This window comes from Hydrotalea lipotrueae (assembly GCF_019249625.1).
Taxonomy (GTDB): domain Bacteria; phylum Bacteroidota; class Bacteroidia; order Chitinophagales; family Chitinophagaceae; genus Hydrotalea; species Hydrotalea flava.
Genome location: NZ_JAESDL010000007.1, coordinates 81,303 through 97,230, shown reverse-complemented (window position 1 = coordinate 97,230; position 15,928 = coordinate 81,303). Strand labels below are relative to the sequence as shown.

Here is a 15,928-nt window from a genome sequence, read left to right as displayed (position 1 = left end):
CATGAATTTTAAAAAAAAACAATGTAAAACAAATATAAGTCAAATGTATTTAAAAATCCAAATTAAATCACAAAAAAAATGAAATATTTTTCCTCTAATCTGGAATATCTTAGAAAGGCAAGTGGACTAAAACAAGAAGGAATACAGGAAAAATTGAGCATAGAGCGTACAACATGGAGCAACTATGAGAGAGGAAAATCTTTTCCAAATTTAAAATTATTTCACAAAATTGCCAATTATTTTGGCGTTACTGAATATGATTTATTGAATACTGATTTATCAAAACCAACCAACACCCCCATTCAATCATTTCACCAACACAACAATATCCCATCTTTAACCCATTTGCACCAATGCCCCTTCTGCATTTTAAAAGACGAAATCATATTAACAAAAGACCATGTAATAGAAGCACTGAAAGGGCAGATAGATGCATTAAAGTTAGCCAACCGGCAAATGGAAGAAAGGATTTATGCTAACAACCAATCTTCTAAATAATTTAAACCGGCAGTAAAACTTTTACACTGCAACCGTTTCCGGGCGATGATTGTATGTGGCAATAGCCGGAAAATAAGGCGGCACGACGTTCTATATTCCGCAGTCCAATGCCGGTGCGGGGGGCATGCATATCAAAACCCTGTCCATTATCAGCAATATACAATTCTGCCCGGCCTGCTTCTATATTCAGGCTTACTTCAATGCGGGTGGCGGCTGCGTATTTATGGATATTGTTCAGTTGCTCCTGCAAAATGCGGTAAATGTTTAACATCACATCTTCCTTCATTTTTGTTTCCGGGGGAATATTGTACGCAAATTCTATCTGGTACTTCCGGTCTATATTGATGCTGTTCAACAGCATTTGCATACTGTCACTAAAATCAACCAGATTAAAGGAAGGTGGTGCCAGCCGGTGCGATATTTTACGAATGGCTTCTATAGCCATGCTAATATATTTGTGTGCTGATTCAACGGCTTCTTTCCGGTTACTATCCATCTCTGTTTTATTCAACAGCCCCAATGAAAATACTGCCCCCGTTAGTATCTGGTTTACATTGTCGTGCAATTCCGCACTAATCTGAAAACGTTCCTGTTCCTGCGTATCCAATATGGCTTTCGATAAACGGTTTTCCATTTGGTTGCGTTCGGTAACATCTAACATGGTAACCAGCCTGGCCGGTATTCCTTCATACTCAAAAGGCACACCTCGTATTTCTACTTCAATTACCTGCCCATTTTTGGTTATGTGTTTCATGAATCCTCCATAAGGCGCTGCATATTGTTGCATGTGCTTTAAAATCTGTAATGCATCCGGCAAATATTCTTCCTGAATAATGTCTGTAATTTTTTTTACGCACCATTCCGTTTCAGTAAACCCGTAATGCAATATGGCTGCCCGGTTTACTTGTAAAATTTGATGGGAATTGGCATCATAAGCCAGCATAGGCAGCGGACTTAATTCAAAAATGCTGCGGTATTTGGCTTCTGAAGCAATGAGCTGTTGTTCCAATAATTTTTTGGCTGTTACATCATTAAAAAAAGCTTCAGCAACTACACATTTACGATTTTTATAATCAATAATGATACTGCCTTCTACATACAATTTTTGGCCAGATTTGGTTTTATAGGTTTTCTGTATGTTTTTGATGATGGTACCATCTACCTCAGGCCGCAGGTCTGGATTAAAAGTATGCAAACTGTTCTCATCTAAAATTTCAGGAATGGTTAAACGGGCAATGTCAGCATCATCGTAACCCAGCTTTTCTTTAAATGCCTGATTAGCAAATAATATTTTACCTGAGGCATCACAACAATTAATGATTTCATTGGTATGCTGGGCCAAAAAGCGATATTTTGCCTCACTTTCAGCCAATTGAAAATAGCTTTCTTTCATTTTTTGCAGGGTTCTTATTACGGCAATACCCATAGCCAGCAACAACAGCACAATCAATCCACCTACTTCCAGCATTGTTGTATTGTCTGCAGCAATGGTATTATTGAGCATTTGTTTTTGGTGATTGGCCGAATCTTTTACAAAAGCAGCTAATTGAGAATTGGTACTTTGCATGTTTTCGAAACTAAGGTGCAGGCTGTCTAAATAAAACTGCCTTGCAGTATTAAAATTATCGTCCATGACTTTGTTGATAAATCGTACACGCACTGCGTTATTTTGACGGCGGTATTGCAACAGACTATCAAACCATCGCTTTTCTTCTGGCGCTGTAACCAATTGTTCAAACTCACGCATCTTGGTATCGTTGCGTTCTACCTCCTGCTGAATGATTTTTCGAGTGGCTGCCAACTCTTCAGCATCTTTGGTTAACAGCAAATGCAGTACATTGGTTTGCACATAATCACTACCCCGGCGCAGGTTAATGAGCAGCGATAGTTTTTCTACACTATTGCCCGTAATTTGATTGTACTGAGTAGATAAACGCCGGTATTGGCGGTATTGGGCTATTTGTACATACATTAAACCCAGTAATAAAATACCATATGCAATAATTAATACATAGCGTACCGGCACACGTTTCAACAGCATTCTTCTCATGGCAGGTTTTATAAAAAGATGTAGGTATGATCTTTGATGAAAAATTAAATATTCATTAAATTACCAAACAATTGTAAAGAAAATAAAAAAATACAAAATACAAAATGATTTTCGGTAAAATACACAGACAATTGAATTAACGTTCAAACATCAACAATGGTGCATTATTAATGGTTACCAATAAGGCTTTTTTATGGTTTCCAAGCGGAAGTATTGCAGCATCTCTGGCTTCGCCGCGGTAAATTAAGCCCGTTTGTGCCGGATGTATAAATTGAAAACTACCATTGGGTTGGCCTAAAAACAAGGTCCCTTCATTGGCATCGAGGCGGCCGGTTTGTGGCTTTAAGCCAAAGAAGTTACCGGCAATATATAGGTCGGTGATACCATCTTTATTAAAATCATCGACTACAATGGCAAATGTAGGTGAAAATTGTGCCCGAACAGGCAATGGCTGCATGGTAAAATTGCCGTTGCCATCATTTAAAAAAATACAGGTTTGTGCCTGCTCTACTTTTAATACCAATGCTTTTTGTAAAATTTCGGCTGGGAATAATTCCTGCATGGTTTTTCCGGCATAAGCACTATAAGCTAAAAAGTTTTTTTTGATGGAAGGTATCTGCGATTCTACCTCCCCTTTTAAATAATACGGATAGGCCTTACCGTCGGTTTTATAAAAAACGGGCATACATTCCTGTTGCCCATTGCCATCAAAATCGGCCACATACAATTGTGCAGGATGTTGCTCATCGGCCTTGATATTTGAATTTAAGCCAAAATTGCCAGCTATAAAATCAGGATGCCCATCGTGGTTGATATCGACTACAGTAATACAATTCCACCAGCCGGATGAATGGGGTAATTCTTTCCATTTACTCAGTTTGCCATTACTCCATTTAAAAATGGTAACCGGCATCCAATCGCCCACCACAATTAATTCTTTTTGTCCATCGCCATCCACATCTGTCCATTTTGCATCAGTAACCATACCCAATTGACGAAATGCTGGTGCAACTGAAGCTGTTACATCTTCAAATATGCCATTCCCTTTATTCAATAATAAAACACTGGAAGCCGGTGATCCATAATTTCCGGGAATATTTCTGCCACCTATAAAAATATCGGGTTTACCATCGCCATTATAATCGTTTACCTCCACACAGGATGCATTGAGTGAGAGGGATGGCCATCCGTTCGTAGTTTTTGTAAAATTACCTTTGCCATCATTCAAGTATAACCTTGGTGACAGATAAGGTGATCCAACCGGCGCCATATTGCCGCCGGATGCTACTACTAAATCCAGATCGCCATCGCCATCTGCATCCAAAAATGCAGCGCCAATATTTTCAAAATATTTATCGGCAATAAAAGCAGGTTGGGGTATTTGTTTAAAATGGCCGTTGGGCAGTTGCAGGAATATTTTAGCCGTATCGCCGCTGGCGCTGCCCATATAAAAATCGGTTAAGCCATCTCCATTAATATCACCCAAAGCTAATTTAGCCCCCTCAGTTGAAAGCATTTTGGGCATGAGTCGTTCCACATCAAAATCAACAAATTCATTTTCCCGGTGTGTAATAGCGCCCTGAATACGAGCTGTTGCCACATTGGTGTACCAGGGTTTTACAGGAAGCGGGAATTGCCTTTTTATGATTGCATCCGTTTCTTTCACCACAAGGGTTTGATTAGTGGCAACTGTATAACGTGTTTCCTGTTTACCATTGGGCCAGTCAATAATAACGCTATCGGCTTGCTGTAATGAATCTAAGCCAAATAACAATACTGGCTCTACGCTACTTTGAAAACCACGGGTAGGCATTTGTTCCTGCATTTGTATATGATGCCCTGCAAATACGGTAACCCTTGCACCTATGCCAAAGGTATTGGGTGCATTTCCTTTGCATTGAATTTTTAAAAACCTAGCATGTTTTTTTTCTGTAGTTGTATTTTGATAAATAAAAGCAGGTTGATCTAAATTATTCACTACTAAATCTAAATCGCCATCCCCATCTAAATCGGCATAAGCAGCCCCACTACTAAACGAAGGTGTTGCCAAACCCAAGGCCTGTGATTGGTTATTGAACATCAATTGGCCTTTATTCATAAATCCGTAATTAGAAATAGGCACTGAGGGCATTTTGTTTAAAATATCCTGCAAACCAAATGCACCTTCCGCTACTTTGCGCATGGTTTCATTGTTGTTAAAATAGGCTAGAAAATCCTGATCGGTTAAATCGCGTTTCAAACCGTTAGATACAAATAAATCTTTTTTCCCATCATTATTAAAATCAAATAACAATGCGCCCCAGCTCCAACCGGTAGCATCAACTCCTGATAGTTGTGCAATTTCGCTAAAAGTACCATCCTGATTATTGAGCTGTAAACAATTGCCGGTAAACTGGTGATGAAAATCTAATACATTCTTGGCATTCTGCACATCGTAATCATCAAACTTAACGGTAGTTTTTAAACGATAATCAGATTCAGGCAACATTTCGGCGGTAAAAATATCGAGATAGCCGTCATTATTGATATCGGCCATATCAGAACCCATGGAGCCATTGCTCATGTGGCCCAATGCTGCATTACTCACTTCTTTAAAAGTTCCATTTTTTTGATTGATGTAGAGATAATCTTTTTCAAAAAAATCGTTAGATACATAAATATCTTCCCACCCATCATTATTTACATCACCTACAGCAATGCCCAGACCATAACCAATGGCGCTGCCATAAATTCCTGCCTGTGCACTCACATCGGTAAAAGCGCCATTATCGTTCCTGTATAGTCTGTCGCCGTCAGTGGTATCCCGTACATTTCGAACATTTTTTTTATACCCAAAGCTTTCAATTGATTTAGGATTATTGTTGAGTACAAAACAGTCTAAATCGCCATCATGATCATAATCAAAAAAAATAGCCTGTGTAGAGGCACCAGTATCGTTTAAATGATACTTTGCTGCTTCTTCTTTAAATGTGCCATCTTTTTGATTGATGTATAATTCATTGGCCCTGTCATCGCCCGGCATAATGCCGGCATTGCATACATAAATATCTAACCAGCCATCACCATTAATATCTACCATAGTAACACCGGTATGCCATTTGTGTACACTTGAAATGCCGGATTGTTGTGTAATATCTTTAAAATGAAAATTACCTTCATTCAAATACAGTTTATTTTCACCCTGGTTTGAGGTAAAAAAAATATCGGGCTTTCCATCGTTATTAATATCGCCAATTGCTACACCGCCACCATTATAAAAATTATGGTAGTTGAAAATATTCATTTCACGGGTATCTTTTACCTGATTGATGAAACGAATACCGGTTTCATCGGGTGAAAGTTGCATAAACAGCGGTTGCTGTTGCAATGCAGTAGTAGTGTGATGACAGCCGGCAACCAGTACAATGGTGACAGCCAGTATGCCGATACGTTGAACTGCACAATTCATGAACATATTTTCTGTTTTAAAAAGCGACGGGTGAAAATTAACCTAATTTAGGCAGCAGTGCAAATACAATGAAATGTATTTTATTGACTGCCCTGAAAAGAAAAGTTAAGATTATTTTAAAGGTTATTGAATACATTCAATAGGTTTTTATGATTGATTAGGCTTATTTTGCAAGCGTTATAATTAAACCGTTTAAATAAGTTGTTGCATGAAAAAATGGATTCTGATTATTGTTACACTTTTAATCATTTTTTCGGTTACGGTATATATTTTGATTCCACGGCAAGCCACCATGTGTGTTACCTTAAAAATAAACGCCAATGAAAATGGCGTTACCCGTTTATTACAAGATACGAGCCAATGGCGAAAATGGTGGAACTACGGCAACACTAATAACGGCCATGCAGATACTAATTGGGAAGATGGGTTTGTAATAGATAATATTCATCTTTCAGTAACCGAGAAATTATATAAAGGTTTAAAACTTTTATTAACATCTGGCGAAAAGGTGTACAATTCACAAATTAGTATTATCCCTTCCGGTATAGATTCCAGTTATATTCTTTGGCAGGTAAAAATACCCACAGGCAATAATCCGTTTTTAAAAATCATTCGTTATCGCACCGCACTGCAATTAAAACCCGCTATGCAACAAATGCTGGCACGCTTTACTGCCTTTGCAGAAAACAAGGAAAATGTATATGGCATTCAATTACACCAACAGGGTTACGATGATACCTATCTAATTGCAACAAAAATAATTTTAGAAAAACAACCTACACCCAAGGACATTTATGGAATTATTAATCGGTTAACAGATTTTGCAAAGAGCAAATCGGTATTAGTACCTAACGGACACCCTATTTACAATATTACCCATTGGAATAAAGACAGTATACAATTAATGGTAGCCATTCCTATTAGCCAACCCATTGAAAGTGAAGGGAAGTTTGAATACAAACAAATGGTAAAAGGAAACTTTATTGTAACGGAGGTAAATGGTGGGCCTTGGAATATTCAGCATACCTATCAAACATTAATGCAGTATTTTACAGATTATCATCGCACGGCCATGGCTATTCCTTTTTTCCGACTCATGAATGAGGCACCTACAAAGACCGATACCCTACAATGGGTTACACAAATTTATCAGCCGGTATTTTAGATAAAAGCAACAAATGAGCTGAAGTATTTTGTTGCCACGAATGCACGAATGTTTTGTTACCCCTGATTCGTGCACATTAGTGTTATTCGTGGCTAACATTAAATCTTTGTGACCCACCTATTTTTCAAACCCAATCACCATTGTACTATCATTATTGCGTGCCAGAATAAAGCAATTTCTACCACCAATGGCAATGGGTAATATATGTCGTATTTGGCCTTTAATGATGAGCCCATTCATAGTGCTTGCAGTAAATTGTTGGTGTCCATTGTTGGTTAAAATAGTTCCAAAATCGGCATCATACCTGCCCATCTGAATATTATTATCATAAAAATTGCCACCCAGAAAAATATTGGGTAACCCATTAGTGCCGGTATCTAACACAACTCCGGTTTTATAAGGTGATAATTGTGCCTGCCAGGGTAAAGCCTGTATCGTAAAGTGCATATTGCCATTGTTAAGTAAAACCGCATTGGAAAAATAATTAGCTTCTAACACCGTAGCGCTGCTCAATTTTTCTTGTGTGAATAATTCGGGCAAAGTAGCTTTTGCAAAATTTTCTGCATATAAAAATCGTTTCTTTAAAATGGGTATTTGTTTTTGTAATTCATCTTTATTCGCAAACGGAATTTCTTTCCCTTCTAAATAATAGGTAAGTACCTGTTCTTTCTGCCCATTATCATCAAAGTCGTTCACATACAAGCGAACGGGTTCTTTTTCAGTGGCTTTTAAGCGGCTATTCAGGCCTAAGTTTCCTGCAATTAAATCTATTTGCCCATCATTATTTACATCAACCGGTAAAACAAAATTCCACCAACCTTTTTTATTGGTAAGCGTAGTTTTTACAAACTGCCCGTTTTGGTTCATAAAAGCATAAATACCATTCCATTCGGTTGTTACAATTAAATCTTTCTTTCCGTCTTTATTCAAATCAAACCAAATACCTTGGGTTACCAAACCAATATTGCTTAATCCTTTTGCATATTTTTCGGTTACATCAGTAAAATGGCCTTTCCCATCATTCAATAATAAATAGGAAGTTGGCGTTTGTCCATAATTCCAAGGCACTGCCCTACCACCAATAAATACATCCACAAAGCCATCACCGTTAAAATCAAAAGGTGAAACCGACGATGCCGTCATATAAATATTTTTAAAAGCATCAGGTAGCTTGGATAAATTACCTTTGCCATCATTTAAATAAACCCTTGGTTGCATTCTTTCATCCATTCCGTAATATTCATTGCCACCGGAAGCAATCACTAAATCAACATTACCGTCATTATTCACATCTACCCAGGTAGCATCTACATCTTCATAGGTACTATCTGCATTCAAAATCGGTTCATTGAGTTGTTGAAAAGTGCCATTAGGTTTTTGCAAGAATACTGCCGATTTAAATGTTTTAGAGGCACCGATGAATACATCCTCTAACCCATCGTGGTTAATATCGGCTACTGCTAATGCAGGGCCTTCTGTTGATACCATGTGCGGAATTAAGGGTTCCCGATCAAATTCAACAAAATGATTTTCTTTGTGCAGATAATTCAAATGTACTTTTGCGGTAATATCTTCCATTGGACGCGAAGTGTTTGGATGAAATGCAGTAATGTTTGCATAGTTAAACTTTGGTAATCCTTTTTTATATTGCAGGGCAATGGTTGTATTTTTTTCAGCAAAGCCTAACCGTTGGTACGTATTATCGGGCCATATCAAAAAAGCCGAATCTATTTTGGTACTGTCTAATCCAATATGTAAAGGTATTTCCATGCTCGACTGGAAGCCGCGGGTAGGATATTTTTCATATGTACGTATGCCGCCATTTGCATAAACAATAACTTTACTACCCAGTGCATGTATATTTTTTTCCGGACCTTTTAAATTCAATTCCAGGTACGATTTTTTTATTGCGCCATTGTTGGTGGTATTTTCATATACCATCACGGGTTCATCAATATTGTTTACTACCACATCTAAATCGCCATCATTGTCTAAATCGGCATACACAGCACCGTTGGAATAAGTAGGCTGGTTGTTTTGAATGTTATTTTGTTCATCAACAAACACCATTTGCCCGCTGTTGCGATAAAATTTATTGGGAATTTTTATTTCGGGAAATTTATTTACCAAAGCCATATCCTGATCGGCAATGGTATTGCTGTTAATCTTTTTTTGTATTTCTTCGTTCGAAACAAAGTTTACATAATCCATATCATTCATTCTTTTGGGAATGCCATTAGATATAAATAAATCTTTTTTACCGTCATTATCAAAATCCATCCACAAAGGAGCCCAGCTCCAGTCGGTAGCATATACGCCCGAATACAAACCAATTTCACTAAACATTCCATTACGCCGATTGAGTTGCAGGTTGTTTCTGGTGTATTGGTAATTGTATCCAACTTCTATTTTATGATAAAAAATATCATATTCATCTTCACCCAACGAACGTTTTAAGATGTAGGGATCAAAAGGTAACATATCCATTGAAATGATTTCCGGATATCCATCATTGTTTACATCAGCCACATCAACACCCATTGAAAACTGGCTGGTATGCATGAGGCGTTGATTGTTTTCTTCTGAAAAAGTTCCATTTTTTTGATTGATGTATAAATAATCGTTCTCATGAAAATCATTACCTACATACAAATCGGGATATCCATCTAAATTAATATCGGCTACAACAACGCCTAATCCATAACTAATTGCAGAACTGTTTACACCTGTTTGGCGAGTTACATCAGTAAACGTATGATTTCCATTGTTGCGGTAAATTCTATCACCGGAAAGTGAATCGTAAGTGCCTAAGAAATTTTTGCGGGGAGCAAATAATCCGTTTTGATGCACAGAGTGGTTGAGCAGAAACATATCTAAATCGCCATCCATGTCATAATCGAAAAAAACGGCCTGGGTACTGAAACCAGAAAAATCCAGTCCATAAGCTTTGGCTTCATCTTTATAATGTGGAATTCCGGCAGAATCAATGCCGGTACAAATGAGCAGTTGATTGTGCCCGTTTAACACTTCATAATGGCCTACACGGCAAATATAAATATCCAGCAATCCATCATTGTTAATATCAACCACCGATACGCCGGTTGACCATTCTCCATCTTCCGGTATACCGGCTTGTTGGGTTACATCTTCAAATTTTAATCCGCCTTTGTTTAAATACAATTTATTATCGCCCTGATTGGCAGTAAAAAACAAATCAATTTTTCCATCATTATTAAAATCGCCTGCACCAACGCCTGCACCGTTATAAAAATACATGTACTTAAACATATTGAAATTAGGTGATGGCTTTAAATGGTTCTGAAAATGCAAGCCGGTTTGTGTATCGGTTAATACCCGAAATATGGGTGGTGTAGAAGGTTGCTTTTCTACATTGAAATGACAGGCACTGATGATAACCGCTAGAAAAAAAAGAAATGAAATATTTTTAAACATGCATTACAATTTAAAATTATGAAATAGCCGTAGATAAATGAAAATTTCATACTGCTTATTTCTTAGGTTTTGCGGCTTTTAAATTATTGTTTAATTGAAACAGCACCGGATAGGCATCATTTTGAAGAAACAGAAAATAGGGTTGGTTTTTGGTTGGAATTTCAACAATATCACGTATCATGCCTTCCAGTGCAACACCTGATTGTTGTGTGCTCAATATTTTAAATACGGCATTTCCTCTATTTATCAGCACGGTTCCATAACTGGCATCTAATCGTTCAAATTGAGGTAAAAAACCAAATTCATTCCCTCCCAGCAAAAGGTCTGTTTTACCATCGCCATTTAAATCGGTACAAAGAATGGCATTTACAGAAGAGAATTGCACCACCGGTGGTAGCTTTTGAAGTTCAAAAATACCATTGCCTTTATTGATGGCTATTACAGATGGCGTATAATTGAATTGCTTTACAATACAGGAATTAATGACCGATGCCGGAAACAATTCCTGCACTGATTTTGAGGCATATTCATGGTGCCTTAAATTGTTTTTCTTTAATGAAGGAATTTCATCTTCCATATCACGCTTTAAGAACACAGGCAAGTCCTTACCGTTGATGGTGCTGGTTAGCACTTTGTCCTGCACGCCATTCTGATTAAAATCATTGATCCATAATTTTACAGGATGGGTAGAGTCGGGATGCAAATAAAAATTCTCGCCAATATTACCAATAATTAAATCATTCAATCCATCGCCATTTATATCAGCCACAGCCATGCTTTCCCACCAACCATACTTATTATTCAAGTTGGTTTTTACTTCTGTAAACTTATCACCCTCCACAGAAAAAATATGCGGTGTCATCCACTCGCCTACAATAATTAATTGTTGCTTGCCCGTTCCTAATACATCGGCCCATTGTGCGCCGGTAATCATGCCAATATGTGCAATGGTTGAATTTTTTGTGGCGGCAATATCTGTAAAATGACCTTTGCCATCATTTACAAACAAATAGCTTTGAGGGTCAACTCCGTAATTACGAGGCTCATTTCTTCCTCCAATAAAAATATCGGGAAAGCCATCGCCATTAAAATCATGTACAGCAACTGCAGATACGTTCATGCCTGTATTGGGAAACGCATCTGTTTTAATGGTAAAGTTTCCTTTTCCATCATTGGTAAACAAACGTAACTGCATTTGGCGGGTATTGGATGGATGTGTATTTCCGGTAGGGCAAACCAGCAGGTCCATATCACCATCATGGTCGTAATCTAAAAACGCAACGGCGCCGTCTTCAAAATCGCTGAACGGTGTAAATGCAGGTTCAGGCTTTTGTACAAAACTACGATTGGGTTGTTGTAAATAAATTTGACCGGGATGACCAACGGTACCCCCTATGTACACATCGGCCAAACCATCCCCATCTACATCGGCCACTGCAGCTTTAGGCCCTTCACGGGAAAGCATTTTAGGAATATTTCTTTCATAGTTAAAATCAATATTATCATCTTCAACATGCTTTTCAAAAACACTTTTTACTGAATCGAGCAAAGGGGTTACCGCTATATTTTCTTTTTTGAAGAAAGTAGTAATGGTGGAAGGTTGTTGATAGTGGTAAACCGTATCAATTGCAGGATGGGGATAGGTAGTAATGCCAAGGTTTGGCCAGATGATGCGGATAGAATCAATATGCGTTAACTGCCCCAACCCAATAATTTGTTTATAATCCATGGAAGATTGAAAGCCGCGGCTGGGAAATACATCGCGACTCATAATTTGGCCGTTGGCATACACTTCAATTTTACTGCCAATGGCAAATGTGTTTTGAGCTGTGCCTTTCAATAAAAATCCAACATAATGGTTTTTATTGATTTCGCGGCTATTGTTTTTGTACACAAAGGCCTCCATGTTTTCATTGTTGACTACCAAATCCAAATCGCCGTCATTATCCAAATCGCCATAGGCGGCACCGTTAGAAAAAGAGGATTGTACTAAGCCCCATTGATTGGCTTTATCCAAAAATCGCAAATCGTGCTGGTTTTGAAAGGCTTTGTTGGGCAAAGGGGTTTGTGGTATTTTAAGTAACACCTGATCCACATTATCTTTTTTGCCGGTTAAAACCATTTTTTGAATCACGTCGTTGGCAAAGAAGTCAATAAAATCAAGATCGGTAACATCCCTGTTTACACCGTTGCATACATAAATATCGTTATAGCCATCATTGTCCATATCAAACATCAGGGCACCCCAGCTCCAGTCGGAGGCCGGAACCCCTGCATAATTGGCTATTTCAGAAAATTTTCCATTTTTATCGTTCAGTTGTAAACAGTTTTTTACATACTGGTAATAAAAGCCGGCACGCAGTTTACTTCTAAACAAATCAATATTATCGAAGGCACCGGTTGTTTTTAGCCGGTAATCATCATCGGGCAGCATATCAGTATTAAAAATATCAATACACCCATCGTTGTTAATATCTGCAAAATCGCTACCCATGGAAGAAAAGCTGGTATGCCGAATGCGGTCTTCAAATTCATCAATAAAAGTACCATTGCACTGATTGATGTAGAGGTAATCACGCTCATAAGAATCGTTAGATACATAAATGTCGGGATAGCCATCACCATTTACATCACCTATCGAAATGCCCAATCCAAAACTAATTAAGCTGCTATGTAAACCTGCCTGTTGGGTAACATCTACAAAATGGCCATTATCGTTGCGCAATAAATGGTTACCGCCGCCCTTTAAAAAATCAGCTACTTTCCAGGCGCTATCAGGTAAATCGCGATTATTATTAAAAGCCAGTTGGTTAACGGGTATGGGGCTGTTATCAATAATAAAACAATCTAAATCGCCATCCATGTCATAATCAAAAAACGAAACCTGGGTAGTATAGCCTTTATGGTCTAACCCATATTGGTGTGCAGCTTCCGTAAATGTATTGTTATGGTTATTGATGTACAATTTATTGCGGCGATTTCCATTCGACATGTGGCCGGAGTTACAAACATAAATATCCAACCATCCATCGTTATTAATATCAACAAACACAACCCCGGTACTCCACATACTATCTTGCTGAAAACCTGCAGTAGCCGTAATATCTTTGAATTTAAAATTACCTTCATTTAGGTACAATTTATTCTCGCCCATATTAGAAGTAAAGAACACATCGGGTAAGCCATCATTATTAATATCACCAATAGCAACGCCACCTCCGTTATAAAAATTTCTAAAGAGAAAACTATTTTCCAAACGGCCATCGGTTACATCATTTCTAAAATGAATGCCGGTATTGGGCATTAGTGTAAAAAGAGTTGGTGTATTTTTTTGATGACAGGAAGCTAAAACAATCACAGATAAACATGTCAGCAAATATTTCATAAAGTGTTTTCTTGTCGTTTATAATTCAATTGAGTTGATGCGAAAGCACAGGGCTAAGCATAAAGCAATAACGTGCTTACAATTGCTGTAAATGTAAGTACTAAAATGGAATGCTGTAAAGGGTATGAAAGGATAATCTACCACACTACAATATATAACAGAATTTTAAAGGAATACTGAAGGAAGCATCTATTATATCATAAATTTATTAAAAAGCAAAAGACCGGTCTTACCGGTCTTTTGCTAGATTGTTGTATAAAAATGCTGGTTTAATAACCGGGGTTTTGTTTTAAGTTAGGGTTAGCTGCCAATGCTTGTGTAGGAACAGGATATACTAAGTTTTTAGGATCATCATTGGGTTTATACTGCCAGGGTTTCAGGAATACACCAAACCGAATTAAATCGGTTCTTCTGTAACTTTCAAAATACAATTCACGGCCTCTTTCAGCCAGTAAAGTAGTAGGATCATCCACATTTGCAGGATTTACCAAAGTCATTGAAGTTAAAGCCGGTGCGTTTCTGGCAGCACGTAATTGATTTACCAACAATAATGCCTGTGCATTATTGCCTTTACGCATTTGTGCTTCAGCCACCATTAACACAACATCGGGGTAACGCATTAATACCAACCAGTTACCTGAATTTGAAGAATAGTATTTGCCGCCTGGATCTGTAAAATCAGGCACATATTTTATTACACGAATGCCGGTTACTTCCAGATTACTTCCTGTTTCAATCATGTTCGATGCGATAGTTGGCGTAAATGCTAACGGATTACCCTTTCTGTCTTTTTCAGGATTACCTGCTGCATCATATTGCTGACCTACCAACATACCAGGTCTGATTCCTGAATAAGGTGTAATATTAGAATTGTATCTTAATCCAATACGAGAATCCAAAGAAGAATCAGCCATAGAATAAGTTGTTGGAACAGGTCCCAAAGCATTCACACCAAAAGTATTATAAAAATCACTCATGGTAGAAAATCCATTCCAACCTGCATTGGGAGCCTGAGCAGAATAAGAATTATAGTGCAAAGTCATCATCCAACGTGCCTGAATACCTGAACTGTTCACCACATTACCGGAAGAATTAGGATACGCAAAGATAATTTCAGGAGAATTACCATTATTTGCTTTAAAATTATCGAAATAATTGGATGAGTATGAATATGTGCCACTGTTCATAATTTGGCTGCCGTAATAAATCACGGAATCCATATCAGTGGAAGCAAATGTTGGCGAAGCCCTGTTTAAAAAAGCTCCTCTTTGTAAATACAGATGCATCAGTAAAACCTTAGCTGCATCTTGCGTAGCTACTTTTGAACCTGTTCCACCTGTAGAAGCAGGTAAATTAGGCAATGCACTGGTTAATTCACTGATTATGAAATTTACTGCAGGTGCACCAGCTAAAACGGTAGGTGCGTTCAATAAATTATCCCCAGGATTTCTTATTGGGTATTGTCCATATAAATCTAAAAGATAATACAAGGCATAAGCTCTTAAAAACTTGGCTTGTGCTGCTTGTGCAGGTGTTGGCGTAAATGACAATACATTGGTTGCATCGAAATTTATTTTGTTTAACCCGTTAAATACATTTAATACTTGTGCGTGGTCTGCATTCCAGGTATGGTTGTGAATAACACGCCAAACACCATTATCATCCCAGTCACCACCACGGGTAGGAACCAAAGACTCATCTGTAGAATTTTCTTCTAACGAGAAGACTCCATCCTGGTAATTAAAAACTCCTGGAACATCAACATACGCTGCATTCAACAACAATTGTGTTCCGTTAGCACCCAGTGCATTTGCTGCCTGCGATGCAGTAAGCGAACTCTTTAATGACTGGTCCAGTTTAGTACAACCCACCATCATTCCTAACAATGGAATTGTAACTGCGAATATTTTTTTATAAGGTAGCATAGTT

General features: G+C 37.9%; 7 protein-coding genes. 2 read left to right on the top strand and 5 right to left on the bottom strand.

Annotated features, from left to right (window positions below):
• Positions 1 to 78: 78 nt before the first annotated feature.
• Positions 79 to 498, top strand: a complete 420-nt coding sequence (locus JK139_RS06450) for a helix-turn-helix domain-containing protein (RefSeq protein WP_074420127.1) — start codon at positions 79 to 81, stop codon at positions 496 to 498.
• A 1-nt stretch (position 499) separates the two neighbouring features.
• Here the strand turns inward: JK139_RS06450 and JK139_RS06445 are convergent, their stop codons facing one another.
• Positions 500 to 2,548: a PAS domain S-box protein gene (locus tag JK139_RS06445; protein WP_218330854.1), complete on the bottom strand. Its 2,049-nt coding sequence runs from the start codon at positions 2,546 to 2,548 to the stop codon at positions 500 to 502.
• A 136-nt stretch (positions 2,549 to 2,684) separates the two neighbouring features.
• Positions 2,685 to 6,002: a VCBS repeat-containing protein gene (locus tag JK139_RS06440; protein WP_218330853.1), complete on the bottom strand. Its 3,318-nt coding sequence runs from the start codon at positions 6,000 to 6,002 to the stop codon at positions 2,685 to 2,687.
• Positions 6,003 to 6,204: 202 nt separating this feature from the next.
• On the opposite strand from JK139_RS06440, the gene JK139_RS06435 reads away from it, so the two are divergent.
• Entirely contained in the window at positions 6,205 to 7,161 is a 957-nt protein-coding gene (locus tag JK139_RS06435) for a GyrI-like domain-containing protein (RefSeq protein ID WP_218330852.1), read from the top strand.
• Between the two features lie 117 nt (positions 7,162 to 7,278).
• Here the strand turns inward: JK139_RS06435 and JK139_RS06430 are convergent, their stop codons facing one another.
• From JK139_RS06430 to JK139_RS06420, 3 genes are all read right to left on the bottom strand, one after another.
• Positions 7,279 to 10,614 carry a VCBS repeat-containing protein gene (locus JK139_RS06430; RefSeq protein WP_218330851.1) on the bottom strand — a complete coding sequence of 1,112 codons (3,336 nt, stop codon included), beginning with the start codon at positions 10,612 to 10,614 and terminating at the stop codon, positions 7,279 to 7,281.
• A gap of 55 nt (positions 10,615 to 10,669) precedes the next feature.
• Positions 10,670 to 13,999 carry an FG-GAP-like repeat-containing protein gene (locus JK139_RS06425; RefSeq protein ID WP_228733147.1) on the bottom strand — a complete coding sequence of 1,110 codons (3,330 nt, stop codon included), beginning with the start codon at positions 13,997 to 13,999 and terminating at the stop codon, positions 10,670 to 10,672.
• A 269-nt stretch (positions 14,000 to 14,268) separates the two neighbouring features.
• Complete coding sequence (locus tag JK139_RS06420; RefSeq protein ID WP_218330850.1) at positions 14,269 to 15,924, bottom strand: RagB/SusD family nutrient uptake outer membrane protein; 1,656 nt, start codon at positions 15,922 to 15,924, stop codon at positions 14,269 to 14,271.
• Between the last annotated feature and the right edge of the window lie 4 nt (positions 15,925 to 15,928).

What these genes read in the sequence shown, in the direction of transcription:
- JK139_RS06425 (WP_228733147.1), bottom strand. Translation starts at nt 13,999, where the DNA reads ATGAAATATTTGCTGACATGTTTATCTGTGATTGTTTTAGCTTCCTGT.
- JK139_RS06440 (WP_218330853.1), bottom strand. Translation starts at nt 6,002, where the DNA reads ATGTTCATGAATTGTGCAGTTCAACGTATCGGCATACTGGCTGTCACC.
- JK139_RS06430 (WP_218330851.1), bottom strand. Translation starts at nt 10,614, where the DNA reads ATGTTTAAAAATATTTCATTTCTTTTTTTTCTAGCGGTTATCATCAGT.
- JK139_RS06450 (WP_074420127.1), top strand. Translation starts at nt 79, where the DNA reads ATGAAATATTTTTCCTCTAATCTGGAATATCTTAGAAAGGCAAGTGGA.
- JK139_RS06445 (WP_218330854.1), bottom strand. Translation starts at nt 2,548, where the DNA reads ATGAGAAGAATGCTGTTGAAACGTGTGCCGGTACGCTATGTATTAATT.
- JK139_RS06420 (WP_218330850.1), bottom strand. Translation starts at nt 15,924, where the DNA reads ATGCTACCTTATAAAAAAATATTCGCAGTTACAATTCCATTGTTAGGA.
- JK139_RS06435 (WP_218330852.1), top strand. Translation starts at nt 6,205, where the DNA reads ATGAAAAAATGGATTCTGATTATTGTTACACTTTTAATCATTTTTTCG.